The 26,157-nt window shown below is 62.3% G+C and carries 24 protein-coding genes; 12 read left to right on the forward strand and 12 right to left on the reverse strand.

Annotated elements, in window-relative coordinates:
- Positions 1-62 precede the first annotated feature (62 nt).
- The 4 genes from HX805_RS07950 to HX805_RS07965 form a co-directional block, all read right to left on the reverse strand.
- Positions 63-905, reverse strand: coding sequence for a DUF4123 domain-containing protein (locus HX805_RS07950; RefSeq protein WP_177080923.1), 843 nt, complete (start codon positions 903-905; stop codon positions 63-65).
- The gene (locus HX805_RS07955) at positions 905-2,947 is read right to left on the reverse strand and encodes a type VI secretion system tip protein VgrG (RefSeq protein ID WP_177080922.1); all 2,043 of its coding nucleotides are present in this window, start codon (positions 2,945-2,947) and stop codon (positions 905-907) included. The genes HX805_RS07950 and HX805_RS07955 overlap by 1 nt, the downstream gene beginning before the upstream one ends.
- Before the next feature lie 311 nt (positions 2,948-3,258).
- Positions 3,259-4,248, reverse strand: a complete 990-nt coding sequence (locus HX805_RS07960; RefSeq protein WP_003219528.1) for a diaminopimelate epimerase — start codon at positions 4,246-4,248, stop codon at positions 3,259-3,261.
- Positions 4,245-5,006: a FadR/GntR family transcriptional regulator gene (locus HX805_RS07965; protein ID WP_177080921.1), complete on the reverse strand. Its 762-nt coding sequence runs from the start codon at positions 5,004-5,006 to the stop codon at positions 4,245-4,247. The genes HX805_RS07960 and HX805_RS07965 overlap by 4 nt, the downstream gene beginning before the upstream one ends.
- Before the next feature lie 234 nt (positions 5,007-5,240).
- Between HX805_RS07965 and HX805_RS07970 the strand changes: the two genes are divergently transcribed.
- Genes HX805_RS07970 through HX805_RS08000 form a run of 7 tightly spaced genes read left to right on the forward strand, consistent with a single transcriptional unit; the run spans position 5,241 to position 11,437 of the window.
- Entirely contained in the window at positions 5,241-5,981 is a 741-nt protein-coding gene (locus tag HX805_RS07970; RefSeq protein WP_177080920.1) for an SDR family oxidoreductase, read from the forward strand.
- 28 nt (positions 5,982-6,009) lie between these two features.
- Positions 6,010-6,855 carry an ureidoglycolate lyase gene (locus HX805_RS07975; RefSeq protein WP_177080919.1) on the forward strand — a complete coding sequence of 282 codons (846 nt, stop codon included), beginning with the start codon at positions 6,010-6,012 and terminating at the stop codon, positions 6,853-6,855.
- 20 nt (positions 6,856-6,875) lie between these two features.
- Positions 6,876-8,153 (forward strand): L-fuconate dehydratase, encoded by a 1,278-nt coding sequence (locus HX805_RS07980; protein WP_008432761.1) that lies wholly within the window; start codon positions 6,876-6,878, stop codon positions 8,151-8,153.
- Positions 8,154-8,190: 37 nt separating this feature from the next.
- Positions 8,191-9,051, forward strand: coding sequence for an amidohydrolase (locus HX805_RS07985; RefSeq protein WP_023658957.1), 861 nt, complete (start codon positions 8,191-8,193; stop codon positions 9,049-9,051).
- On the forward strand, positions 9,048-9,821 hold the full coding sequence (locus tag HX805_RS07990; protein ID WP_003219518.1) for an SDR family oxidoreductase: 774 nt from the start codon (positions 9,048-9,050) through the stop codon (positions 9,819-9,821). The genes HX805_RS07985 and HX805_RS07990 overlap by 4 nt, the downstream gene beginning before the upstream one ends.
- Positions 9,818-10,165: an L-rhamnose mutarotase gene (locus HX805_RS07995; protein WP_003219515.1), complete on the forward strand. Its 348-nt coding sequence runs from the start codon at positions 9,818-9,820 to the stop codon at positions 10,163-10,165. The genes HX805_RS07990 and HX805_RS07995 overlap by 4 nt, the downstream gene beginning before the upstream one ends.
- A gap of 51 nt (positions 10,166-10,216) precedes the next feature.
- Positions 10,217-11,437, forward strand: coding sequence for a sugar MFS transporter (locus HX805_RS08000; RefSeq protein ID WP_003219513.1), 1,221 nt, complete (start codon positions 10,217-10,219; stop codon positions 11,435-11,437).
- On the opposite strand, the gene HX805_RS08005 is transcribed toward HX805_RS08000, so the two are convergent.
- Positions 11,379-12,200: a helix-turn-helix domain-containing protein gene (locus HX805_RS08005; protein ID WP_177023249.1), complete on the reverse strand. Its 822-nt coding sequence runs from the start codon at positions 12,198-12,200 to the stop codon at positions 11,379-11,381. The two genes, HX805_RS08000 and HX805_RS08005, sit on opposite strands and share 59 nt — an antisense overlap.
- A 92-nt stretch (positions 12,201-12,292) precedes the next feature.
- Here HX805_RS08005 and HX805_RS08010 point away from each other — a divergent pair, with 92 nt between their 5' ends.
- Both HX805_RS08010 and HX805_RS08015 read left to right on the forward strand, forming a co-directional pair.
- Complete coding sequence (locus HX805_RS08010; protein WP_008432748.1) at positions 12,293-12,538, forward strand: hypothetical protein; 246 nt, start codon at positions 12,293-12,295, stop codon at positions 12,536-12,538.
- A gap of 278 nt (positions 12,539-12,816) precedes the next feature.
- A complete protein-coding gene (locus tag HX805_RS08015) occupies positions 12,817-13,968 on the forward strand; it encodes an MFS transporter (RefSeq protein WP_087693074.1) in 1,152 nt (383 codons plus the stop codon).
- A gap of 46 nt (positions 13,969-14,014) precedes the next feature.
- On the opposite strand, the gene HX805_RS08020 is transcribed toward HX805_RS08015, so the two are convergent.
- From HX805_RS08020 to HX805_RS08050, 7 genes are all read right to left on the reverse strand, one after another.
- Entirely contained in the window at positions 14,015-14,629 is a 615-nt protein-coding gene (locus HX805_RS08020) for a hypothetical protein (protein WP_008432744.1), read from the reverse strand.
- 497 nt (positions 14,630-15,126) lie between these two features.
- A complete protein-coding gene (locus tag HX805_RS08025; RefSeq protein WP_238544218.1) occupies positions 15,127-15,471 on the reverse strand; it encodes a hypothetical protein in 345 nt (114 codons plus the stop codon).
- Between the two features lie 84 nt (positions 15,472-15,555).
- Positions 15,556-16,527 (reverse strand): type III secretion protein, encoded by a 972-nt coding sequence (locus tag HX805_RS08030; RefSeq protein WP_177080917.1) that lies wholly within the window; start codon positions 16,525-16,527, stop codon positions 15,556-15,558.
- Positions 16,528-16,749: 222 nt separating this feature from the next.
- Positions 16,750-19,155, reverse strand: a complete 2,406-nt coding sequence (locus HX805_RS08035) for a TonB-dependent receptor (protein WP_177009178.1) — start codon at positions 19,153-19,155, stop codon at positions 16,750-16,752.
- Between the two features lie 96 nt (positions 19,156-19,251).
- The gene (locus HX805_RS08040; RefSeq protein WP_087693093.1) at positions 19,252-20,226 is read right to left on the reverse strand and encodes a FecR family protein; all 975 of its coding nucleotides are present in this window, start codon (positions 20,224-20,226) and stop codon (positions 19,252-19,254) included.
- Between the two features lie 32 nt (positions 20,227-20,258).
- Positions 20,259-20,759, reverse strand: coding sequence for a sigma-70 family RNA polymerase sigma factor (locus tag HX805_RS08045; protein WP_087693078.1), 501 nt, complete (start codon positions 20,757-20,759; stop codon positions 20,259-20,261).
- Positions 20,760-20,826: 67 nt separating this feature from the next.
- Positions 20,827-22,575 (reverse strand): helix-turn-helix domain-containing protein, encoded by a 1,749-nt coding sequence (locus HX805_RS08050; protein ID WP_177080916.1) that lies wholly within the window; start codon positions 22,573-22,575, stop codon positions 20,827-20,829.
- Positions 22,576-22,764: 189 nt separating this feature from the next.
- On the opposite strand from HX805_RS08050, the gene HX805_RS08055 reads away from it, so the two are divergent.
- From HX805_RS08055 to HX805_RS08065, 3 genes are all read left to right on the forward strand, one after another.
- A complete protein-coding gene (locus HX805_RS08055; RefSeq protein ID WP_003219487.1) occupies positions 22,765-23,364 on the forward strand; it encodes an amino acid synthesis family protein in 600 nt (199 codons plus the stop codon).
- 298 nt (positions 23,365-23,662) lie between these two features.
- A complete protein-coding gene (locus HX805_RS08060) occupies positions 23,663-24,610 on the forward strand; it encodes a flavin reductase family protein (RefSeq protein WP_003219486.1) in 948 nt (315 codons plus the stop codon).
- Between the two features lie 22 nt (positions 24,611-24,632).
- The gene (locus HX805_RS08065; RefSeq protein WP_177080914.1) at positions 24,633-26,144 is read left to right on the forward strand and encodes an aldehyde dehydrogenase; all 1,512 of its coding nucleotides are present in this window, start codon (positions 24,633-24,635) and stop codon (positions 26,142-26,144) included.
- Positions 26,145-26,157 lie beyond the last annotated feature (13 nt).

Consider the following 26,157-nt stretch of genomic DNA (forward strand, 5'->3'; position numbering starts at 1 on the left):
AACCGGAAACACCCAGCACACTGCAAACGAATACCCCTCGCCACACGCCCGACATAAATCCCCTACGCATCCTGCTGCTTCCGCTCCACCCGACGCCACTCCCCAACCACCCGCTGAAAATGATCCTCCGCCACTTCCCCACGCATCGGCTGCCATCGAATAAGCACGTCCCCAGTGGCTTCCAACAGCCGCCGCACGACCAAAAACTCCAGCTGTTCCGGCCTGTCCCATTGCCAGGCCCGCGCTTGCTCCAGCACCTGCGCCAACCAGACTCTCGGGTCTTGAAACTCAACCAGTGCGCTCAACGCCTCGCTGTACTCGGCCAGCAGGTAACGCAGGATATTGGCTTGCAGAATCACTCCCGCCTGGGGATTCGGCACCTCCAGCCACGGCGCAGGATCGGGTACCGGATACGCCCCCGGAGCCGGGTTATCGACACAACTCCAACGCTCACCCTGCCAGTAACACACGCCGATCAGCGGCCCGAGAAAAACAGGCCAGTCCCGAGCAGGCAGGTGAACCAAGGCCCGCGCCAAGGTGCGGTTATCGTGGAAGCGGTACAGCGCCTGACTGCCCGCCGTTCCCACCACCAACCTGTCGCGCCAGTGCCGGGTAACACCCGATAAATCATCACCAGCCAGGCTGCCCAACCAGCCCCAATTACGCTGGGGGTTTTGCAGCAAACCCACCAATGCGGGCTCGCTGACATGGTCGAGCAACAGGAGCATCGGCCCATCCGCTGCCATTTCCGATGCGACGGTTTCACCAAAGAGGCAGCGATACTCAGCGACCGTGCGTGTCGCCAGCAGTACCCCACGCGCATCGCTTTCACCCTGTAGAACCAGGCACAGCCGGCGCCCTGCCTGCTGCTGTTCAGCCATCCACTGGCCAGGCGCGATCTCCATCAAGCCGCCCTCCCCGTGGATTCGCACAGGCCTTCACGGCAGCGCTCGCACACTGGACAGAAGTCCGCATCCAGTCTTCTGGCCAGCTCCATGACTGCGCCTTGGATAACCGAAACCTTCGGCCCATCCGCTGCAAATGCGGGCGAAGCAGCCACGTCACCCGGTCCAACTGGGTTGGCTGTGCGAATCACGGCAGGCGCACCGCCCAACGTGATCGGCCGACTGCTGAAAATCCCGCCGGCCTGAATCAGCAAATGCTCACCACCGGCCTTGAAGCTCAACTGCGCACCGGCATCGATAACCAGGTTGGCCCCCGCCTTCAGATGGACCTGTTGCCCCGCTTCGATCACCAGGGTCTGGCCGACAAGGGTCTGGCTGTTGCCCTGCACGTGCAAGTGATCATCAGCCCCAAGCCGAACCTTGCGGTCGCCGGCGATGCTGCGGTGTTCCTCGTCTTCCAGGGTGGTGGCACTCAAGCCGTGGATGGTTTCCCGACGTTCGCCCACCACCTCCAGCCGACTGTCGTGGCCGACCTGCTGCTCCAGATCGCGTTGGGCGCGCAGGTAGATGAGTTCCTGGCCGCTGCGGTCCTCGAGGTGCAGCTCGTTGGCCCCCGTCCCGCCCGGCGAACTGCGGCTGCGTAGCACACTGCGGGTCTTGTGTTGGGGCAACGGATAGGCAACAGGCTGCAAGGTATTGGGCAGGCAACCATTGATCACTGGCCGATCTGGATCACCTTCCAGGAACGTCACCAGTACCTCCATGCCCACACGCGGGATCATCACCGCGCCATAGCTGTCACCCGCCCATCCGGACGCCACACGCACCCAGCAGCTGCTCTTGTCGTCGTGCTGGTCCAGGCGGTCCCAATGAAAGCGAATTTTCACCCGGCCGTGAGCGTCGCAATGCACGTCTTCACCCTCGGGCCCGGTGACGGTTGCGGTCTGGCTGCCGCTGATACGCGGTTTGACGTGCTTGAGCGGCGGGCGGTAAGCGGCGCGCCAGGGCGTTGCGGTAAATCGATTGCGGTAGCCGTGGAATGCCTCGACATCCACCACCGCCTCCTCCAGCACCTGCGGTTGATAGCCTTCGTGACGTACGCCGGTGATCAGCCACAAGTCATTACAGGTGCGGTCCGGATGGCCGCGCAGTTCCAGGAAATGCCCGCTGCGCAAAGCCGGCTGGTCACTGCGGCCCAGGGCCCGATGACGGTCGCGTTGATGACGTTCCAGGCCACGCCGGGCCAACTGCGAACCTCGCAGATGCCCCGTGAATCCCGCAGGGTATTGATAGTCTTCAAGTGCCGGGAAAGATCCGGCCTGCTCCTGCAAGCGCAGCGACGGATGTTCGAAGTCGTAGTCACGCCGAACAACCTGAGCACTGCGCGTGGCCAGGCGCACATCGAAACGCTGGATCACCAGCGTTTCGGCAGCCGGGCCTCCGGCCGGGCAGTAGCGTTGCGCCGGCAAACGATGAAACACCGTCTGGTCATCACCCAACACCAGTACATGGGCGTCTGCACTGTGGCGAAAGTGGTAGTGAATGCCCTCTTCCTCGCACAGCCGCTGGATAAAGTGCAGGTCGGTTTCCGCGTATTGCACACAGAACGTACGCGGTGGGTAAACCACCGGCCCCAGTTCGAAGGTATAGGCATCAGCAAGGATGCCGTGCTGCTCAAGCACTGCCGCGATGATTTGCGGCACGCTGCGCTGCTGGAAAATCCGCTGGTCGCAACGATGGGCCAGGTACGCCACGCGCGGCGCAAGGGTGAGGTGGTAGCGGGTCAGCCGCTGCCCCGGGCCTTCCCGGCCAATGCTGTAGATTTGCCCGTGCAGGCCTTCACCGGGCTCGCCAAAATCCAGATAGGCCGGTTGGTGAAGCAACTTCTCCAGATCCAGGCTGGGGTTTTCACTGACCCACTGCACTTCAATGAAAAAAGGCTGGTCAATCGTTTCGCTGCCTTTAAAAGCCAGCACCTGAAATGCCTGGTTCATTCCTGCAACGACCAGTTTGAAACGTGACGAAACAAGCGTATTGAACATCCGTTGTTACCCGCCATTCATTGTCGAGCTGAAATAACTTCTCCCGTAAAACGCAGATAAAGCCACTCAATTCGAAGCAGATAAAAAGTGCCTGAACCCCAGGAATACTAGCGATTTCAGGCGAAATTCGGCCGCCTCAAAATAAAAAAGAAGATTCGTACATTGATATTGGAAGGGTCTTTTATAAATACAGAAATGCAGTTAAACAGCCAGTACTGACTAACGAGAATACTCTTACACCACCATTCACCAGAGCTGCTTATTTATAGAGAAACAGCTGACAAAGATGATTAAGCCCGCCACTGCCTTTTTCAAACTTCCTGCAGCCGCGCAGTCCCGAACAGGCTAACGCTCAGCAACTCACCCGGCTCTGCTTGCAACCGTACGGGTGCGGTACCGCCCGGCATCACCACCGCCACCTGACCCGCCGTCACCCATCCTACAGACCAGGCGGCGCATGCCACCGCACTGGCGCTGGTCCCGGAGGACGCCGTGGGCCCCTCACCACGCTCAAACACCCGCGCGATCACGCGATTGCCTGAATCCCGGGCGACCCATTGCAGGTTGACCCCGGAAATACAAGGTTGGCCGGCCCCGGCAGGTGGTGCGAAAGCAATCGCCCTCAGCGGATCGAACCAGGCTGATCGATGCAACTGGGCGTTGTCCGGCAACGCTGACGCGTCCTGTACCAGCGTCACACAATGCGGGTTGCCCACACGCACAAACTGGCTGTGATTCCACTCGGGGTTGAGCGCAGCCAGTGGCGAAACATGGCTCACCTCAGTTCCCTCAAGCGAGACCGCGCCCACACCAACAGCCCCTACCGCCAAAGGCCCGAACTCGGGACGCCCGAGCGCCAGCCAAAAGCCCTGCACCTGTTCGTACTCCGCCGGCTCAACCCGCGTAACCACCGGCGACAGTGCGTCTGTCTTGTCGTGATGCACCCGCAACTCACAGCCTTGCGCCATCAATCCCTGGTCGGTCAACGACTGGGCAAAGATCGTCAGGCCATTGCCACTGCGTTCGGCCAGGGAACCGTCGGTGTTGACGATCAACAGGTCAAAAGGCGGCGCGGCCTGGAACGGCCCCACCAACAAACCGTCACAACGATGCGCCTTGGCCTCTGCCGGGCGCGGCAACTCATCCCAACCGCACTCGGCGGCAATCGCCGCCAATGCCCAAACACCTCGGGTGCCAGCGGCCAAGTCGGCACGGTCCGGCACGTCGATACCCTTGCTGCGTAACTGCGCCGGGCTTACCACCCCGTAGATATTCCCGCGGGCGTCGTAGAACAGGGTCATTGCGCAGTCCGCATAAAGATTCGTACCACCTCTTCCAGGTGCTTGCGCATCGCCTGTCGCGCACCCTCCACGTCTCGCTGTTCCAGTGCATCGAGGATCTTGCGATGCTCGTCTTCCGAGCGATGGGGCATGTCGTCCGAGGTGTAATGCGCCTGCAACCGCTGGAACATGCTGCCGTAACGATGCCCCAGCAAGTGCGCAATCATCAACGCATACGCCGGATTGCCCGAGGCCTGGGCGATGCGAATGTGAAACAGGCGATCGCCCGGATGGGTATGGGAGCCGTCGCGGTTGTCCTGCACATTACGCTCGAAGGCCTCGCGGATCCCCGCCAGCTCTTCGTCGGTGGCATGTTTGGCGGCCAGGGCGGCGGCTTCCGGCTCAATCAGGCGACGGGCCTGGAGCAGGGAAAACGGTGGAATCTCGGCATTGAAGTCGACGTGCAGGTTGAGTTCCGGATCGAACTCTTTCCATTGATCCCGGGTGGCCTGGGCCATCACCGGTTCCTGGCTGACTGTCGGTTTCACGGGTTCACACACCAGCACGCCGTTGCCCACCCGCACGTCTACCAGGCCGATCACCTCCAGGGCAATCATCGCCTCACGCACGGAAGCGCGACTCACGCCCAGCAGTTTGGCGAGTTCACGCTCAGCGGGAAGTCGACTGCCCGGCGGAAATTCTCCGCTGTCGATCAACGCTCGCAACTGGTCGGCAATCTGTCGATAAAGACGTTGGTTATCAATTACTTGAAATGGCATCTAGGCTCAGCTCGATTCATGCACAGCACGGTCAAAGCGATCAACCCGCAAAAAAGCCGCTTGTTGACCGGGATGACCCATGCTAAAAATTGGATCAATGGCCTGACCATTGGATCGTTTCCAGTGTGCTGATCATAGCAAACCCACCAGGGTTCGCTATGCCGCAGATGCAGGCGTTTCACGCCCTCAATGGCCTGACCATTGAGCCAATAACAATAATCAAGGGAGTCTGTCATGGACCTCACCGGTAAACGCGTGCTGATCACCGCCGCCGCCCAGGGCATTGGCCGCGCCAGCGTCGAAGCCTATCTGGCGGCAGGGGCCGAAGTGATTGCAGCCGACATCAATCAACAGGCGCTCGCTGACTTGTCGGGCGCGCAAACGGTCTTGCTCGACGTCACCGACGCCAGCGCTATTCAACGCCTTGCTGCCGAGATCGGCCCGCTCGACGTGCTGTTCAACTGCGCAGGCGTGGTGCATGCCGGCAATATCCTCGAATGCCCGGAAAGCGACTGGACGTTTGCCCTGGACCTGAACGTCACCGCCATGTACCGCATGATCCGCGCGTTTCTGCCGGGGATGCTGGCGGCGGGCGGCGGCTCGATCATCAACATGTCGTCGGTGGCCTCCAGCCTCAAGGGCGTGCCCAACCGCTTTGCCTATTGCGCCAGCAAGGCGGCCGTCATCGGCCTGACCAAATCCGTCGCGGCCGACTTTGTTACCCAGCGCATCCGCTGCAACGCTATCTGCCCGGGCACCGTGGAGTCGCCTTCGCTGCAGCAACGCATCGTCGAACAAGCCAGTCGTGAAGGCCGCCAGCAGGATGAGGTATACGCCGCATTCACCGCCCGCCAGCCGATGGGACGCCTGGGCACGCCCCAGGAAATTGCCCAGCTGGCGCTGTACCTTGGCTCCGATGCCAGCGCGTTTACCACCGGCACCACCCAGATCATTGACGGCGGCTGGAGCAACTGACCGCCCACTTCCAATAAGAGGATTGCTCATGAAATTGCTGCGCTATGGTGAAAAAGGTCAGGAACGCCCGGCCCTGCTGGACGCTGATGGACGTCTGCGTGACCTGTCCGCCCACATCAGTGATATCGCCGGTGACGCCCTGCTCCCGCAAAACCTCGCTCGCCTGCAAGAACTCGACCCCGCGAGCCTGCCCCTGGTACCGGGCAATCCGCGTTTGGGCGCCTGTGTCGGCCAGGTAGGAAAATTCATCTGCATCGGCCTGAACTACGCCGATCACGCTGCCGAAACCGGCGCCCCCATCCCTGACGAACCGATCATCTTCAACAAGTGGACCAGCGCCATCGTCGGCCCCAACGACACCATCGAAATCCCCCGCCACTCCACCAAGACCGACTGGGAAGTGGAGTTGGGCGTGGTGATCGGCCAGGGTGGCCGCTACATCGAGGAAAGCCAGGCCATGCAGCACGTGGCCGGCTACTGCGTGATCAACGATGTCTCCGAGCGCGAGTTCCAGCTGGAACGCGGCGGCACCTGGGACAAGGGCAAGGGCTGCGACACCTTCGGCCCGCTCGGCCCCTGGCTGGTCAGCCGCGATGAGATCGCCGACCCGCACCAACTGTCGATCTGGCTGGAAGTCGACGGCCACCGCTACCAGAACGGCAACACCCGCACGATGATTTTCCAAATCCCCAAACTGATCAGCTACCTCAGCCAGTTCATGAGCCTGCAACCGGGGGATGTGATTTCCACCGGCACCCCGCCCGGTGTCGGCCTGGGGATCAAGCCCACGCCGGTCTACCTCAAGCCCGGGCAAAAAATCCGCCTGGGTATCGAAGGCCTCGGCGAACAGAACCAGACCACGGTCGACGCCTGACAAGAGACTAGGAGCCGTTCATGACTACCATTACCGCGATTCGCGTCGAAGATATCCGCTTTCCTACGTCCCAGTCCCTGGACGGTTCCGACGCCATGAACCCGGACCCGGACTACTCGGCCGCCTATGTGATTTTGCAGACCGACAACCCGGCCCTTGAAGGCCATGGCCTGACCTTCACCATCGGCCGTGGCAACGAGATTTGCTGCGCGGCGATCCAGGCCATGCAGCCGCTGCTGGTGGGCTTGACCCTGGAATGGATCGCCGAAGACATGGGCCGCTTCTGGCGGCATGTCACCAGTGACAGCCAGTTGCGCTGGATCGGCCCGGACAAGGGCGCAATCCACCTGGCCACCGGCGCGATCGTCAATGCCGCGTGGGACTTGTGGGCCAAGGCCGAAGGCAAACCCCTGTGGCGCCTGGTCGCCGACATGAGCCCGGAACAGCTGGTGCGCTGCATCGATTTCCGCTACATCACCGACTGCATCACCTCCAGCGAAGCCCTGGCCTTGCTGCGCCAACGCGCCGAAGGCAAGGCTGAACGCCTGGCCGACCTGCAAGCCAACGGCTACCCCTGCTACACCACCTCCGCCGGCTGGCTCGGTTACGGCGACGAAAAGCTGCGCAGGCTGTGCCAGGAAGCGGTGGATGCCGGCTTCAACCACGTCAAGCTCAAGGTCGGCCACGACTTGCAGGATGACCTGCGGCGCGTACGCATCGCCCGCGAAGTATTGGGCCCGGACCGCCAATTGATGATTGACGCCAACCAGGTGTGGGAAGTCGACACCGCCATCGATTGGGTGCGCGAATTGGCGTTTGCCAAGCCGTGGTTCATCGAGGAACCCACCAGCCCCGACGATATCGAGGGCCATCGCAAGATCCGCCTGGGCGTGGCGCCGGTCAAGGTCGCCACCGGCGAGATGTGCCAGAACCGGATCATCTTCAAGCAATTGATCATGCGCGAAGCCATCGACGTGGTGCAGATTGACGCCTGCCGCCTGGGCGGGGTCAACGAGGTGCTGGCAGTGATGCTGATGGCGGCCAAATATGGCTTGCCCGTGTGCCCGCATGCCGGCGGTGTCGGGCTTTGCGAGTACGTGCAGCACCTGTCGATGATCGACTACCTGTGTATTGCCGGCACCCACGAAGGCCGGGTGATCGAGTATGTCGACCACTTGCACGAGCATTTCGAGGAACCTTGCGTGGTGCGCGGTGCGGCCTATCTGCCGCCGAAGGCGCCGGGCTTTTCGATCCAGATGAAAGCCGCGTCCCGGGAGCAATACCGCCACCGGCCGTGAGCTGAACCGCAATTTGAATGGACGGAGCACAATAACAATGTCGTCCCCATCACCTTTGAGGCTCGATGCGCACCAGCATTTCTGGCGCTACCGGGCCGCTGATTATCCGTGGATCGGTACGGCTGAGGCTGACCTGCGGCGGGACTTTCTCCCACAGGACTTGCGGCCGTTGCTCGACGCTGCCGACCTGGATGGCTGCATTGCCGTGCAAGCCCGCGCCGGTGAGCAGGAAACCGACGCGCTGCTGGAAATGGCGCGGCAGCACCCATGGATACTCGGCGTCGTCGGCTGGGTCGACCTGTGCGACCCACGCCTGGAACAGCACCTGGAACAGTGGCGCGACGCACCGGGACTCAAGGGCTTTCGGCATCAGATTCAGGATGAGCCTACGCCTGCCAGCTTTATGGCCGACGCCAGGTTCTCCCGTGGCCTGCAACACCTGCAGCAACAAGGCTACGTCTACGAGGTGCTGATCCGCTGCGCCGACCTCGACGCCGCGACAGCCCTGTGCCAGCGCCACGACCGGCATCATCTGGTGCTGGACCACCTGGGCAAACCGGACATCGCCAACGGCCCCGTCGGTTGGGCCGAACACCTGGCGCCACTGGCCGCCCTGCCCCACGTCAGTTGCAAGCTGTCGGGCCTGCTCACCGAAGCCGGGCCCGAGCAACGCAACGCCCGAGCCCTGCGCCCCTACATCGAACTGGCGCTGGAATTGTTCGGCGCCGAGCGCCTGATGTTCGGTTCGGACTGGCCGGTGTGCCTGCTGGCCGGGGAATACCAGGGCACCTGCCAATTGCTGCAACAGACCCTCGGCCCACTGTCGCCCGATGAACAGCAAGCCATCTGGGGCGGCACGGCCCAGCGGGTCTATCACCTTGAAGGAAACTGCCCATGAATCTGCATTTGCAGGACCGCGTGATCATCGTCACCGGCGGCGGCTCGGGGATTGGCGCCGCCATTTCCCTGGGATTGATTGCCGAAGGCGCAATCCCGGTAATTTTCGGCCATCAACCGTTGTCGCCGGCCTTCGCGGCCGAGCTTGAGCAGCACGGTCAAAGCCACTTCATCCGTGTCGAGTTGCGCGATGAGGACGCCTGCCGCGCAGCCGTCAACGAAGTGTTGCGACGTTTCGGACGCATCGACGGCCTGGTGAACAACGCCGGGGTCAACGACGGCGTGGGCCTGGATGCGGGCCGTGCAGCGTTCGTCGAATCCCTGGAAAAGAACCTGATTCATTACTACTTGATGACCCACTTGTGCCTCGATGCCCTCAAGGCCAGCCGCGGGGCAATCGTGAATATCAGCTCCAAGACGGCCCTCACCGGCCAGGGCGGTACCAGCGGTTATACCGCCGCAAAAGGTGCGCAGCTGTCACTGACCCGGGAATGGGCCGCCTCCTTGCTGGAGTTCGGCATCCGGGTCAATGCCGTGGTGCCCGCCGAGGTGCTGACGCCGCTGTATCAACGCTGGATCGACGGCTTCGACAACCCCGAGGCCAAGCTCGCCGCCATCGTCGAAAAAATCCCCTTGGGCAAACGGATGACCACTCCCGAGGAAATTGCCGACAGCGTGCTGTTCCTGCTCTCACCCCGCGCCTCCCACACCACCGGACAGTGGCTGGTGGTGGATGGAGGCTACACCCACCTCGACAGGGCGCTGACATGAGCGGCCAACGTTACTGCCTGGCGCTGGACCTGATCGACGATGCGGCATTGATCGCCGAGTACCAGCAGCTGCATCGACGCATCTGGCCTGCCGTGGCAGAGCATCTGCGCAGCCAGCAAATCCTGGAAATGCAGATCTGGCGCCTGGGCACGCGGCTGTTCATGGTCATGGACACCGCGGCCGGGTTCAGCTTCGAAGGGCTGGACCACGCTGCACGCGCCAACCCCGACGTGCAAGCCTGGGAAACCCTGATGTGGCGCTTCCAGGCCCCCACGCCGTGGACTGACCCCGGCGGCAAATGGCAGCCCCTGGAGCAGATTTTCTGCCTTACCGACCAACCCTGATACCCGCTGCATCGCACGCCTTGATCCCATAAAAACAACAGGAGAAGCGTCATGTTAAGCAAAGATACACACCTGCCAGGCACCCGTGCCGTGCCGACCTATCGCTGGGCGCTGATGCTGGTGACCAGTCTGTTTTTCCTCTGGGGCTTGTCCTACGGTTTGCTCGACGTACTGAACAAGCACTTCCAGGAAGTCCTGCACGTCAGCAAGGCCCAGTCCGGGCTGTTGCAAAGCGCCTATTTCGGCGCGTACTTCCTGATCGCCCTGCCGGCCGGGCTGTTGATGGACCGCCACGGCTACAAAGCCGGGATCCTGCTGGGCCTGTGCCTGTATGCGGCGGGCGCGCTGCTGTTCATGCCGGCGGCTGCGGCGGCGAGCTTTCCGTTTTTCCTGTTCGCGCTGTTTGTCATCGCCTGCGGCCTGGGCTGCCTGGAGACCGCTGCCAACCCCTATGCCACCGTGCTGGGCGAACCCCAGGGCGCCGAGCGGCGGTTGAACCTGGCGCAATCATTCAATGGCCTTGGCCAGTTCTTCGGCCCGCTGATTGGCGGCGCGATGTTCTTCAGCGCCGGCAGCACACCGGCCTCGGACATGAGTTCGTTGCAGACCACCTACGTGGTGATCGCGGTCCTGGTACTGCTGGTGGCGCTGCTGATCGCCCGCACGCCGCTGCCGGATTTGCGCGCGCAGGAACAGGCACTGCAACCGACGGCCGGCAAGGGTCTGTGGCAGCACCGGGAGTTCGTCGGTGGGGTGATCACGCAGTTTTTCTATGTGGCGGCCCAGGTCGGAGTCGGCGCATTTTTCATCAACTACGTCACCGAGCATTGGGCACAGATGGGCAATCAGCAAGCCGCCTACCTGCTGTCGATCGCAATGCTGGCCTTCATGTTCGGGCGCTTTTTCAGTACCTGGCTGATGGGCCGGGTCAGCGCGCAGAAGCTGCTGCTGATTTATGCGCTGATCAATATCGCGTTGTGCGGCCTGGTGGTGATCGGCCTGGAAGGTATCTCGGTGATCGCGCTGATCGCAGTGTTCTTCTTCATGTCGATCATGTTCCCGACGCTGTTCGCCATGGGCGTGAAGAACCTCGGGCCGCACACCAAGCGCGGCAGTTCGTTCATGATCATGGCGATCGTCGGCGGCGCCCTGATGCCCTACTTGATGGGCAAGGTGGCGGACAACAGCACAGTGGCGCTGGCTTACCTGTTGCCTATGGGGTGTTTCGTGATTGTGGCGGTATATGCCCGTAGTCGCTTGCGCCATCCGTGAAGTACCGCCCCGGCGTCGTCCCGAATGTACGCCGGAACATCGCAATAAAGGCACTGACGTTTTCATAACCCAGGTCCAGCGCAACCCGGGTCACGGGTGCATGCGCCGCCAGCAACTCCAGGGCGCGCAACAATCGCGCGCGCTGGCGCCACTGGCTGAAGGTGAACCCGGTCTCGGCAACAAACCGCCGGGCCAGGGTACGCGGCGAGACACCGGCCCACTGCGCCCAGTGTTCCAGAAGGCGGTTGTCGTCGGGACTGTCGGCCAGCGCCTGGGCGATGCGCAACAGGCGCGGGTCCCGGGGCAGCGGCAAGCCGAATGGTTCCTGGGGCAACCCGGCGATTTCATCAAGGATCACCTGGGCGATCCGTGACTGAGGCGGCTCGAGCAGCGCCTGGCTCCAGGTTGCCGCGCGCCTGACGGCTTCCAGCAACAAGGCCGACGTGGCGATAACGCACGTCTGTCGGGGCAGCCCTGCGCATGCCTGGGGTTCGACATACACACTCCAGCCATCAAACGGCCCGTGGGAACGCAAGGCGTGGGAACAATCGGGGGCAATCCACACCGCGTGGGTGGCCGGTACTACCCAATGCTGGTGCGCCGCCTGCACCGACAACAACCCGCGCTGGGCTCCGAGCAATTGCCCGCGGGCATGCTGATGAAGGGCCGTGGTGCGTGCTACCGGACTGCTGCGCAACGTCGCCACCAGCAACGGACCGCCGGTCGCATTGGCGAGCTGGGCTGAAACGAGTGTTGACGGCATATGGCAGCTTTACCGTATTGAATGACCTGGATAAGGCAGTGTAGCCATTTGCGCACGCCCAGACTGCGGATTCATTCATTGAGGGCTCCGCCATGCGTGCAGAAGACGTGCTTCCCGACCATCTCGACCAAGGCCAATTCAATGGCGTGACCGTGCGCAAGGGCACGGTGGGCGCATTCCTCGCCAACGCCAGAACCTGGTGCGATCCGGCCACCCCGGACGAGCAGCGCTTGCTGGCCGAACAGGACATCCTGCAAGCCCTCCCCGCCCTGCAGGCCCTGGGCCTGTTTGAAGTGTTGCAGGTGCGGGATGGCAAACTGGCGCGGCTACTGAAGTGAGAGGATCGGCCTGGAAGGTGGTAATCCGTCGCTGGAAGCCCGGGGTTCACCAGTTCTCGCGGGGATTACGCACCTTCCAGGCCACCTCGCACCTCAAGTGGTTACTTGTCCTACGAACTGATAGTGGTTGGAAAGGCCCGTCGCGTTCCATGATCCTGGAAAAAATGTTTGGCCCTGTGTTCAGGCATGCCAAGGGAACCCGGCTCGCTCGATACGGCCTGATGTGCAAGGATGTTGCGCTGCACATCGTTCGTTGAACGCAAAACCAAGGATTTTTCATGACCGCCATCAGCACCCCAGCGCCCGTGGTACCCGGGCGGCTGGAACAAATGTCGACCCGCATCGCGTTTTTCATCGCCGGCTTCGGCATCGCCGCCTGGGCACCACTGGTGCCTTATGCCAAGGCCCGCGCCCAACTCAATGAGGGCACCCTCGGCCTTTTGCTGTTGTGCCTGGGGGTGGGCTCGATGATCGCGATGCCGGTCGCCGGGGCCCTGGCGTCGCGCTACGGTATCCGGCGAGTGGCCACCGGCGGCACCCTCCTGATCTGCCTGGGCCTGCCGATGCTGGCCACCGTCACCTCGATTCCGTTGCTGATGGCCGCGCTGTTTGTGTTTGGTGCCGGCCTGGGCACGGTGGACTCCACGGTCAACCTGCAAGCGGTGATGGTCGAACGGGCCAGCGGCAAGACCATGATGTCGGGCTTCCACGGGCTGTTCAGCCTGGGCGGGATCGTCGGGGCGGCAGGTGTCAGCGGGCTGCTGGGGTTGGGCTGGTCGCCGTTGCAGGCCACCCTCGCCGTGATCGTCGTCATCGTAGTGGCCTTGCTCAAGGCCGGGCCACACCTGCTGCCTTACGGCAGTGAAAGCTCCGGGCCGGCCTTTGCCGTGCCCCACGGCGTGGTGCTGTTTATCGGCTGCCTGTGCTGCATCGTGTTTCTTGCCGAAGGCGCCGTGCTGGACTGGAGCGCGGTGTTCCTGAGCGCCGAGCGCGGCCTTGACGAAGCCTATGCGGGCCTTGGCTACGCAGCCTTTGCCTTGACCATGACCGTCGGGCGCCTTACCGGCGACAGGATAGTTCGCCGCCTGGGCGCAACCCGGGTGATTGTATTCGGTGGCGCGCTCGCCGCCGGCGGCATGCTGTTGGCGACGCTATTCCCTGCGTGGGAAACCGCCCTGCTGGGGTATGCGTTGGTCGGTGCCGGGTGTTCGAACATCGTACCGGTGCTGTACACCGCCGTCGGCAAGCAGACCGTCATGCCGGAACACATTGCGGTGCCCGCCATCACCACCCTGGGCTACACCGGCATTCTCGCCGGCCCTGCGGTGATCGGCTTCATCGCCCATGGCAGCAGCTTGAGCACTGCCTTTGTGCTGATTGCCGTACTGCTGATCGGTGTGGCGATCAGCGGGAAAATACTGCGGGTCTGACCACCCAGCCCCATCACGCCTCGTATATTGAGGCGTCAACCCGGGGTCATTTGGCTTTCTGGAGTTCCAGCCAGCGATCAAGGGTTTTGTTGCTGAGCCAGCCCGCCTGGTGATGGCTGCCGAAAATTCGCCGACCGCTGTCGGCGGTGTTTTCCAGCGACCGCAACAATCCCGGCCGGTCCACAAGGTTTTTCGCCATATACACCTGCTGTTCGTCGTATTTCTTCTTCGGTAGCCCCGTGGCCGGGTCCAGTACAACTTGGCCATGGCTGTCGAGCTCATCCGGGTCTTTGCTCATCATCGCCAGCACCTCGATATTGACGTAGCAGATCTGCTCGAAAAACCCCATGCGGTCCCGCGACCGGTCCCGTAACTCGGTGAACATTTCCTTGAACAGACGGACGAGATCGGCATTGTTTTTTGTGTGGAAAGGGTCCGGGCTGAAGGCACTGGGATCGCTGTTGCCGAACACGACGTTCTCGGCCTGTGCCAGGCTTTCGCGGGTGATGTAGCCGTCCTGGTCGAGGATCGCATCGATCAGGCGCGGACGCTGGATGATCGCCTTGGCAAGCAGGATAGCGCTGTCGGCCTCTCGGCTGGCACCGAGCTTTTTACTGGCGATTCGTTGCAGTGAAGACAGCTTCAGTCCGTCAGTTCTCATGGAGTTTTTTCAGCATGGCAAATTGGGCGTTCGCCGCGCTCACCAAATCGCTGTCCGGCAAACGAATGTAGGGATTGGGCCCGCGGAGGCGGCTGGCCACTTCGTTCTGAAGCCCCAGGTGTTGCAGCAGACTCCTGCAGTGACTCTCCCCCCGCAAAGGAGGCCGATAGCCTGATGAGCGGACAGGCGCCCCGCCGGATTGATGGCTGTGCTTTCGCGCAGCCTCACCGGGTTCACTTGAAGCGGCGTGAATTGCCCGTGTACCGCCGTCCAGTGCCGGGGCAATACAGGGTGTAGCACCGAGGTGCTGGCAGACCGACCCGCCGTTGATTGTCATGATTCATCTCCACCATTTTCCGGTTCCACATTGACCTGGTCATCATCCCGGCAATCGCCGTATCGCTCAGGTGAAAACAGGCCAAAGGTGTGTGGTGTGCCGGTGGCAATGGTTCCGAGATAGAGCAGCGTTCCAATGACAACATGTAAAAACCGAAGAATCAGTCGGCTTTTCGAGACCCTGGCGAGGTCGGTTTTGTCTCCTGCCAAAGGTCTTTGATCGCTGCGACCATAGCGCCCATCACCGCGCGCAACGGGCGTAACCCAGGCGCGTGGGAGGCAGGCAACTGCCCGTGCGGCAACATGCCTTTGATGAAGTCGTCAGCCGCCGGGGCCTGGAATGTGTGCTGCCCGGTGAAGTTCTTCACTCGCCGGGCTTCGGCGCCCTCTTCGCACCGTTTGCCCGGTGCGGCAACGGGGGGCGGTTGCAGGGTATCGCTGCCCGTCGGCGCAAGACAGGCTGGCTGATAGCCAGGATTTTGCGATCCACACGAAGGTGTAGCCATGTCTGAGCCCTGGCTGAGAGTTTGAAAGCAGCGGATTGAGCAAGGCAGGTCATCACGCCGCGAGAGGGTCGCGGCGTGATCGAGCTAAAACAGGTTCAGAGAGAGGTGGCGCAGGGCGGCTCTGCCGATCTTGCCGTCATACCGGTCAAGAGAGTCCATCAGCGTTAACAGGCTTGAGCGCTGAGTGACTTCCTTGGCCAACTCGATGAGCCGCTGTTGCTTTGGGTCGCTCGACGACGATGCGGCCAATTTTTTCAAATCTTTGATACTGATGGAGCGGCTCCAGATACCCTTCAGGGCGTCGAAGTCCTTCAACATCTGTTCGGCGAGCTGTTTGTCGGTCTTGTACTTCAAGGCGTTGCTGGAGTCGAGCACGGCGTTGAGGTCCCGCCGGGAGATTCGACCATCCAGATCACCGGTCCTGCCGGCTCGGTCAAAGGCTTGTATTACGTCTGGGCGTCGCAGCAGTTCCCGGGCCAACAGAATGTTCTCATTACGGTCCTGGTCGTTGGTCAACCGTCTGCCCGCCATCTCCTCCAGGCTTTGTTTTGTGATGAAGGGCTGGCCCGGCACCGTGAACGCATCAAATTTGTTCTTGAGGAGGTTCCCCAGTTGATCGGGGGTTTGCCTCGAAAAGTGTGGGTCCGGGCGACCGTATCCCGGGTCAGGCTTGCAGGGGGTCGGACGGCAGTGTCCGGGAAGAGGCCTGAGTGGAATGGAAGGGTCAGGACGACCATAACCGGGGTGAGGCCGGAACGGATTGAACAGCTTGTGCAGAAAGTCCTGAAGCTGTCCGATCAGCCCGCCCAGGAACGAGTTTGCATAGGACGCCCGGAATGAGTTGTTGGCGGCACCATGGGGATCCATCGTGCTCTGCGTCGTCGTCCAATTCGAATATCCCGGGCCGATCCCATTCTGTGGCAAGTTGAAGCTGATGTGGATCGACCCCTGCCCGGAGCGTGAGCGTGACTGCGTCGATGTGGCGGCATCAGTATGCGGCTGCGCGGCGTTATCAGAGGGGTTGGCAACAGTTGAGTTGGATAAGGTTACCGACATAGGCATCTCCAGTTCGGCGTATTGACACGATTCACTCCCGGCTCAAAGACACCTCGGCGATACAAGGTATCCCATGGAAAGTGGGCACCTCCTTGTGTGGTAGACCTGTCGGATTCAGTTCCTGCGGACGCAGAAAATCGTTAGAAAAAGAGTAGGAAGAAGGGCTATGGCGAGGGGGCTTGCGCCCCCTCGTCACTGTCGATACCTGGGATCAGGCACGCATCAGAAGCCGACGCTGGCCTGCACGAAGAACGTGCGCGGTTCACCCAGGTAGATCCCGGAGTTGTTGTCGCTGGAGCGGGTGTAGTGTTCCTGGTTGAACACGTTTTTTACCCCGACGCCCAGCTTCAGGTTCGACAGTTGCGCACCGAAGTCATAACCGCTGCGCACGTTCACCGAGACGTAGCCGGGAATATCCCCGTACTGGCCATCAGCAGTCGGCTGGGTGATGTAGGTGGTACCGGTGCCCGGCGCACGCTGGCCGGACTGGGCATAGACGTCCAGGTTGTGGGTCCAGTGGTTGATGTCGTAACGCAGCCCCAGGGTGGCCACTTCACGGGAGTACAGCGGCAAGTCGCGGCCCTTGAAGGCAACGTCGCCTTCGGAGGTGGCCCTGGTGTAGGTGAAGCCGGCGTTGGCGGTCAGGCCGTCCAGGCGCGGGTCGAGGTTCGACAGGTCGTAATGGGCCGACGCTTCGATGCCCTCGTGCTTGGTAGCGCCGAGGTTGGTCCAGCCCACATCGTTGCTGACGTATTGCAACTCGTCCGAGAAGTCGATGTAGAACAACGTCACTTCGCCGCCCCAGACGCTGTCGTTGTAGCGGGTACCGATTTCGTAGGTCTTGGCTTTTTCCGGGTTCAGGCCGTTCGCGGTCTGGTCGCCGTTACCGCCCTGGCCCAGCTGGAAGTATTGCAGGCTGCCGAAGGAGGTTTCGTAGTTGGCAAACAGCTTCCAGGCATCGGAGACGTGGTACATCACGCTCAAGGCCGGCAGCGGTTCGTTGTTGTGGATCTCGCGACGTTTCTCCTGAACCGTGGCGCCATTGAGGCCTACCACCGGACGGTCGTGCCATTCGGTGCGAATCTGCTCAAAGCGAATGCCCGGGGTGACGGTCCATTTGCCGATATCAATCTTGTTGTCGATATAGAACGAGTTGGCCTCGGTGCCACCGGTACGGTCCTGGTACACGTGGCCGTCACTCTGGCCCACGGGCGTCGGCACGTTGTTGACCAGCGCCAGGCTGGTGGCCTGTTCGTGCATGCCTTCCTTGAGGTAGCGATAACCGACGCTGACTTCCTGGGTGCTCGGCCCCAGGTCAAATACATGGGACACACGCGGCTCGATGCCGAAGGTGTAGTAGGTGCGAGGGTAGGAACCCAGGGTCTTCAGGTCGCGGTTGGCGATGTTGCTGCCGCGGAAACTGTCGGAGTAGTAGGTCAGCACTTCAGCCTGGGTGCGGTCGTCGATCTGCCGGATGTACTTGAAGGACATATCCTTGCGCCGGCCATTGAAGTTGTCCCAGTCACGTACCGATTGATACGGGTTGGCGTCGTACTGCTTCTGGGTCAGGCCGCCGGGCATGTCGGCGCTGGCGTCGTAGTAGTGGAAATTCAGCGAGAAATCGTCTTGATCGGTCGGCGCCCAGTGCGTCTTGAAGATCACGTCGTCGATGTCGTTGGAGTTGTTGCGGTCGCGGTAACCATCGCCCTTGGTCCCGGAATACAGCAACGCAGCACCGATACCGTTGTCGGCGGTGCCGCCGATGAAGGCGTTTTCAATGTGTTTCCAGCCGCCGTGGGCCGCGGTTTCCAGGGTGGTGCCGACTTCGCCGGAGAATTTTTCCGGGATGGCCCGGGTGACGAAGTTGATCACGCCGCCGACGTTCTGTGGTCCATAACGTACGGAGCCTGCGCCACGCACCACGTCGATGCTGTCGAGGTTGCCGGAGGAAATCGGCGCCATCGACAACTGCGGCTGGCCGTAGGGTGCAAACGCTGCCGGCACGCCGTCGATCAATACCGTGGAGCGTGGCGACAGACGCGAGGTCAGGCCGCGTACCCCGACGTTGAGGGAAATATCACTGCCACCGGTGCCGTTGGCCTCCTGTACCTGCACCCCGGGAATGCGCCGCAGCACGTCACCGACGTTCATCGCGCCCTGCTCCACCATGGCTTCACGGCGCACCACGGTGCGCGCCCCCGGGTGGTTCTGCACCACTTGGGCATTCGCGTCGCCGAGCCAGTCGCCAACCACCTTGATGTCGGTGGCACCCAACTCCAGCGGCGAACCGGCTTCGCCGGTGCCCTTGCCCAGCGGGCGCAGGGTCACGGAGCCCGCATCGATCTGGTAATCCAGGCCGCTGCCCTGCAGCAACTGGCGCAGCGCTTGTTCGGGCGACAGGTTGCCGTCGACGGCCGGGGCTTGTTTGCCGGCCACCATGTCGGGGCTGAAGAACACTTGCAGCGACGTCTGCTGACCCAATTGGCTCAAGGCCGAACCCAGGGACTGGGCCTGGATATGAATGCCATCGTCAGCATAGGCCGCCGGCAGTGCGGCGCTGACGGCCAGCGCCAGGGCGAGGGGTGCCCAGCGGGATGATTTATTGTTTTTCATGGCGAGTTTTTTCACGTCGAACGTAGTCCTGTGATCGCAAGAGAGTGCGGCTGTTAATGCAAACCAGTTGCAGTTGCACAAGAAGACGAAGAACTCGAAAAAAACCTGAATCTATCGCGAAATTATTTCCTGGCTACCGTCCGGCAAGGTGCGCAAGGCCACCGGAAGAATGTGCGGCAAGGCCTTGAGCAAGGCGTCGGTGTCGGTGGATTTGAACACGCTGGTCAAGCGCAGGTTGCTCACCGCGGGCGCGCTGACCCGCAAAGGTTGCTCGCGGTAACGTGAGACCTCCCGAGCCACTTCGCCGAGAGTGGCGTTGTTGAACACCAGCTTGCCGGTGCGCCAGGCCGTGAGCTCTTCAGGGTTGACGGCGTAGGCAGCCGCCACCTGGCCCCGGGTATCCACATGGGTGCCCCGACCGGCCGTGAGCATCACGATGTCATCGGATGAGCGCCCTTGCACTTTGACCGTACCGGCCTCGACCACCACGCGGGTCTGGTCGTCATCGCGGCGCACGTCGAAACGCGTACCGGTGACCGTCACCTGCCCTGCCCCGGCGTCCACCACGAAGGGCCGGCTGGTGTCGTGCTCGACGCTGAACATGGCCTCGCCCTGCTTGAGCTCGATGCCGCGCTGGCCTTTTACATAGTGCACGGCCACCACGCTGCGGCTGTTCAAGTCCATCAGCGAGCCGTCGGGCAACGCCACCTGCCGGTGCTCCCCCAATGCAGTGCGGAACTCGGCGTTATACGTCGCCGGATGATCCAGGCCACTGAACAACCCCAGGCCCAGGGCCACCGCCAGCACACTTGCAGCCACTGCATAACGCAGCACGGGCCGGCGCTTCGCACGCGGTTGCGGGGCATCGCACAACGCCTGCAAGCGCGCCTTGGGCACCAGGTCGGTGGCACTCCACAAACCTTGCAGCACATCAAATTCGTACTGGTGCTCGGCATGCTCTGCACGCCAGGCATCAAAACGCTCGCGTTCTTCTGCGCTCAATGGGCTGTCCTGCACACGCACAAACCATTGCGCCGCCTCGTCGCGGGCCGTCGCACTGCCGCAGGCACACTCACGGGTATCCATCATGGAAGATCCTGTTTCAAAGCGGGCATTGGTCATGGTGCCATCGCATCCAGGCGGTCACGTAGATGCCGCAGGGTGCGGATCATATACTTTTCCACCATGTTTTTAGACAGGCCCAGGCGTTCGGCGATTTCCTGCTGGGTCAGGCCCTCGATTTTCTGCCAGATGAAAATCTTGCGGCAATTGAGCGGCAGCTCGGCCAGGGCTCGCTCGATGGAATCCGCCAGCTGGATCGCGTGCATGAAATGCTCCGGGTCGCCACTGTGGGGCGAACTCTGATCAAAGGCTTCCAGGGCCATCGCCTCCCGCCGGTCCTCGCGGCGATAGGCGTCAACGGCGATATTGCGCGCCGTTTGATGCAGATAGGCGCGAGGTTGCTCAACCTTGGTGGCGTTGGACTCAAGCACCCGCACAAAAGTGTCGTGGGCCAGGTCTTCGGCCTGCTGACGGTTTCTCAGGCGGCGCGTCCAGGTCCCGATCAACTCTTCGTAGTGCTCGAAAAAGCCTGTTCTGCGGGGCGGCTGAGGAGTCATCAAGGAAGCACTGGGGAGGCGGGGCGTGAATAGTAATGCTTCCTATTAAGTGGAGCAATGCTACCCGTCAGCTATCAATCACCCGCTGCAAATGAATCGCCAATTCCGTGGCAAACCGCCGTTCCGGCGTTTCCACATCAATCCCGAACAACTCCTGGATCCGCGCCAGCCGATAGCGCAGCGTCGTCACATGCACCCCCATCGCGTCCGCGCATGCCTGGCTGCGGCAGCTCTCCCGCAGATACGCCGTCAGGGTTTCCAGGTACGGCGTCTGGTGCTTGCGGTCATGGGCGAGCATGGCGCCAACGCTGTCGTTGACGAAGGTGCGAATATCCTCGCCGCCCACGGCCGCGACGAAGATCGGGATCGGCCCGAAATCCTGATCGGAGATCGGCCCGCTGCGGCCGAACGAGCGGGCAATCTCGATCAGCCGCCGGCAGCGCTCCCACGCGGCAGGATAATCCGCCAGCGCCCGGCACACCCCGCTGGCCAGCAGGATCGGCTCGGCACCCAGGTAGTGCGCCAGGTCATCGGTAATCTGCCGTTTGATTTTGCTCAAGCGCTCGCCTTCCGCCGGCACCAGGCACACCAAACCGTTGTCGACGATGATCACCGTGGCCTGCATCCCTGCACGCTGCAGGATGCGCGCGACGTTGTGGTGCAGGTTCTTCGCCTCCCGGGCCTTGGCGCCGTAGTCGACGATGATCATCTGCTGCGCGGTGCTGAAGCTGATGCCCAGCCGCTGGGCGCGCTGCTGGATGTCATCGGCATCGCGCCAGCGGCCCTCGAGCACTTCGAGCAGCAGCTCGGTCTGGGTGCGGGTTTCAAAACGAAAGCGGATAAAACTGCGCATCATCTGCACGCTCAAGGCGAACTTGGCGCTTTCCAGCATCAGCAGGTCCAGCTCGTTGACCGGCGCCGCCACCGGGAACAGCACCAGCGCGCCCACCAGTTCGTGGTCGACCATCAACGGTTCGATCTGCGCCCGCAGGGTGAACTGGCGCTGGCCATCGTCGAGGAACAGGTTGAACGTACTGCGCAGGGCGCTGCGCAAACTTTCCTGGGCGGCCTTGGTGATCTGCACGCTGAGCACCCCGGCGACTGCGGCCTGCCAGGCATTGTCGTCAAACAATGCGGGATCCGGCGAACGCCCCGCCACCACTTGGTTGGCGGTGAAGTCCACGGCGATCACCGGGTTGGGCAACTGGTCGCCGACCATCAGCGACAACGATGTCACCGAACCGCCGCCCAATACGTGTTCAAGCATCGTGGTATGCACATGCAACGCCTGCTGCAGGCGCTCGGCGGCGCGGCGTTCGGCTTCCAGCTGGCGCTGGCGCTCCACGGCAATGGCGCCCAGGTGGATGATCATGCCGAGGAACACCCGGTCTTCTTCCGAAACGTCCATCAGCGTGCGGGAAATCACACTGAGCACCATGGGCCGGCCGTCGAAGTCGGTGCAGTTCATCGGCATCACCATCACCGTGCGGTAATCGCGCTCCAGGGATTCGCGGCGGTAGCCGGGGTACTCGCATTCGCGCACATCGCGGATGAACACCGCCTCGTTGCGTTGCAGGGCGGTCATCACCGGGCTGGAAGACAGCTCCCAGCAATCCACCAGCGGGCGCTGCACCAGGGTCGGGTCATGGCGGGCGATCACGTGGCCGAAGCCGGCGTCCATGTCGATGGCCATGATCGAACTCATGGTCCAGTGGGTGTGGCGGCAACTGGCGTACACCAACTGGTGCAGCATCGACTGCAGGTCACCGCCGGAGTTGATCTGACTGGCCACATCGCGCAACGACAGTATCTGCATTTCTCGATTCAAGGCGCTCACCCGAACATGGAGGTCACGGCAGCCACGTTGCCTGCCAGGCCCGCCTGATACTTGCTCCGGTTCAGAGCAATGTCCAGTGGATTTGCACTGCGTAACCACGGAAGACGCTGCTGCCCAACGCTCCTAGCCTAAGGCCACAACCAACAGCCAAAAGGGCGACGAGTGATCATGAATCTGGAAAATCTGGGCGTCAGGAAGTACTGCACCTTTATCGAAGAAACCTTTATCGAAGGCGGCAAGGACGCCGGCAAACCGATCACCCTGATCGTGGTGGCAGCCGTGTTGAAAAACCCTTGGGCCGGCCAGGGCTTCGTCGAAAACCTGCGTCCGGAAATCCTGCGCCTGGCCCCCGGCCTGGGCCATGAGATGACCCGTCGCCTGATCGCCCTGATGCCCGGGGGCAAGGTCGAAGCCTTCGGCAAGGCGGCGGCTGTCGGGGTCAACGGCGAAATCGAACACGCCTCGGGCCTGATCCACACCCTGCGCTTCGGCAACCTGTTCCGCGAAGCCGTGGAAGGCACCGCCTACTTGAGCTTCACCAACACCCGCAATGCACCGGGCGCCCTGCTTTCGCTGCCGATGGTGCACAAAAGCGAAACCGGCAAGCGCTCGCACTTTCTCACCGCCAACTTCCAGGTCGCCGATGCCCCGGGCCCCGACGAAGTGCTGATCGCCATCGGCGCCAGCGACGGCTCCCGTGCCCACCCACGGATTGCCGACCGCTACCAGGACATGGCCGAGATGGAAGCGGAACAACCCAAGGACTGACGTCTGGCTGAAGAACGACGCTCAGTTGTGGCGAGGGAGCTTGCTCCCGCTGGGTCGCGGAGCGGCCCCATGAGCCCCGCAATAGTCCGCCTGAAAGAACCCGGTTGCCGTTGTGGGGCTGCTTCGCAGCCCTGCGGGAGCAAGCTCCCTCGCCACAGGGTTGATGTTTGCCACAGAAATGCCGGAGCACTGCGAAACGAAGCAAAACTTTCGTCTTCGCTACCATTTTTCGACGCAAGCCCACGGTTTCCCTTGCTCGTAGGCTTGCTTCACACCACAAGAACAAAGGAGTACCCCGATGCCGAGCACCGCGATCAGCGCCAACGTTGCAGCCGTCGATCCGGGCGCCTTGCGCCAGGCCTTCGGCACCTTCGTCACCGGCGTCACCGTCATCACCACCCATGACACCGATGGCAACCCGCGCGGCATGACCGCCAATTCGTTTACCTCAGTGTCCCTCGACCCGCCGCTGCTGCTGGTGTGCGTGGGCAAGTCGGCCGCCAGCTACACCGCGTTTGCCAGCACCGAACAGTTTGCCGTGAACCTGTTGCACGAAGGCCAGGTGGACGTCTCCGGGACCTTCGCCTCCAAGTCGCCAGACAAATTCCACACCGTCAACCACGACACCGTGCACACCGGCGCCCCGATCCTCACCGACAGCCTGACCTGGTTCGACTGTAGCGTGCACCAGCGCATCGAAGCCGGCGACCACCTGGTGCTGATCGGCCAGGTCCGCGCCTTCGGCACCAGCCCCAAGCTGCCGCTGTGCTTCTGCCGGGGCCGCTACGCGAACATCCAGGACCCGCTGCCGGCCAGTTGGCTGGACTCCCACAAGATGATCATCGGCTACCTGATCGAAGCCGGCGACGCGATCCTGTTTCGCGCCGATGGCCAGGGCGGCTGGACGCTGCCGGTGGCCGGCAAGCGCAAGGGTTTTATCGACGCCGGCGACAGCTCGCTGCCGGTGGAGCTGGAATCGACCTTCCTGTACTCGGCGTTCGATGTCGACGACACCGACCCCGGCTACCTGATCTACCGCGCCCAGCTCGGCCCGTTCGACGCCGAGCTGCCCGACACCCTGCGCTTCTTCCCGCTGGACGCGTTGCCCATCGAGCAGATGCCGGTCAACGAACTGCGCTCGGTGGTGCGCCGCTATGCCCGCGAGCGCCAGAACCAGCAGTTCGGCATCTACACCGGCTCTGCCGCCAGCGGCCGCATCGCGATGCTCGAAAACGCGCCCCTTTGACACGCACCTACAGGACTCTTGCATGAAAACCACGGTCAGCGCCCTTGAGGGCAACCGCCTCAACCTGTTTATCGACGGTCGCTTTGTCGCTCCCGACAGCGGCAGCTATGTCGACAGTTTCGACCCCACCACCGGCCAGTCCTGGTACCAGTTCGCCCAGGCCGATGCCGGCGACGTGGCCCGCGCCGTCGCTTCCGCCCACAAGACCTTCAACGACCCGCAGTGGCGCAACATGACACCCACCGCACGCGGCAAATTGTTGTATCGCCTGGCCCAGCTGGTGGCCGAGCACGCCGAAGAACTGGCGCTGCTGGAAACCCGCGACAACGGCAAGCTGCTGCGGGAAATGCGCGCGCAAATGAGCGCCCTGCCCGATGCCTACGTCTACTTCGCCGGCATGGCCGACAAGCTGCAAGGCGAGGTGATCCCGGTCAACAAGCTCAACCAGCTCAACTACAGCAGCCGCGAGCCGTTGGGCGTGGTCGGCATGATCACCCCGTGGAACTCGCCGCTGATGCTGCTCACCGGCACCCTCGCACCGTGCCTGGCCATCGGCAACACGGTGGTGATCAAGCCCTCGGAACACGCCAGCGCCTCCACACTGGCGCTGGCCGAACTGATCATCGAAGCCGGCTTCCCGGCGGGTGTGGTCAACGTAGTCACCGGCAACGGCGCCGTCACCGGCGAGGCCCTGACCCGCCATCCCGACATCGCCAAATACGTGTTCACCGGCAGCACCGAAACCGGTCGGCGTATCGCTGGCAACGCCGCCAATAACCTGGTGCCGTGCCAGATGGAACTGGGCGGCAAATCGCCCCACGTGGTGTTTGCCGATGTGGATATCGAGAAGGCCGTGAATGGCGTGGTCTCCGGGATCTTCGCCGCCGCCGGGCAAAGTTGCGTGGCCGGTTCGCGCTGCTTTGTCGAAGCGCCGATCTACGACAAGTTCGTCGAGGCCCTGGTGGCCCGCACCCAACAGATCAGCGTCGGCCACCCGATGGAAGAACACACCGACATCGGCCCGCTGGCTCTGCAAGCCCAACTGCAAAAGCTCGAAGGCTACATCGCCAGCGGCGCCCAACAAGGCGCGCAGATCGCCGTCGGCGGCAAGCGCCCCAGCGCCGCGCGCCTGTCCGAAGGCTGGTACTTCGAGCCCACGGTGATGGCCAACGCCACCAACGACATGCCGTTCATGCGCGACGAATTGTTCGGCCCGGTAGTGGGTGTGATGCCCTTCACCACCGAAGAGCAAATGCTCAGCCTGGCCAACGATACCCACTACGGCCTGGCGTCCGGAATCTGGACCCAGAACATCGACCGCGCGATGCGCTTTGCCAACCGCATCGACGCCGGCACGGTGTGGATCAACACCTACCGCAGCTCGGCCTACATGTCCGCCAACGGCGGCTTCAAGCACAGCGGATATGGCCGTCGCGGCGGCTTTGACGTGATGCGCGAGTTTTCCCGGGCCAAGAACGTGGTCATCGATTACTCCGGCGAAATGCAGGACCCCTTCGTCATTCGCCTGCGCTGATTATTCAAGGAGC

The sequence above is a fragment of the Pseudomonas sp. G5001 genome (genome assembly GCF_013385475.1).
Lineage (GTDB): Bacteria > Pseudomonadota > Gammaproteobacteria > Pseudomonadales > Pseudomonadaceae > Aquipseudomonas.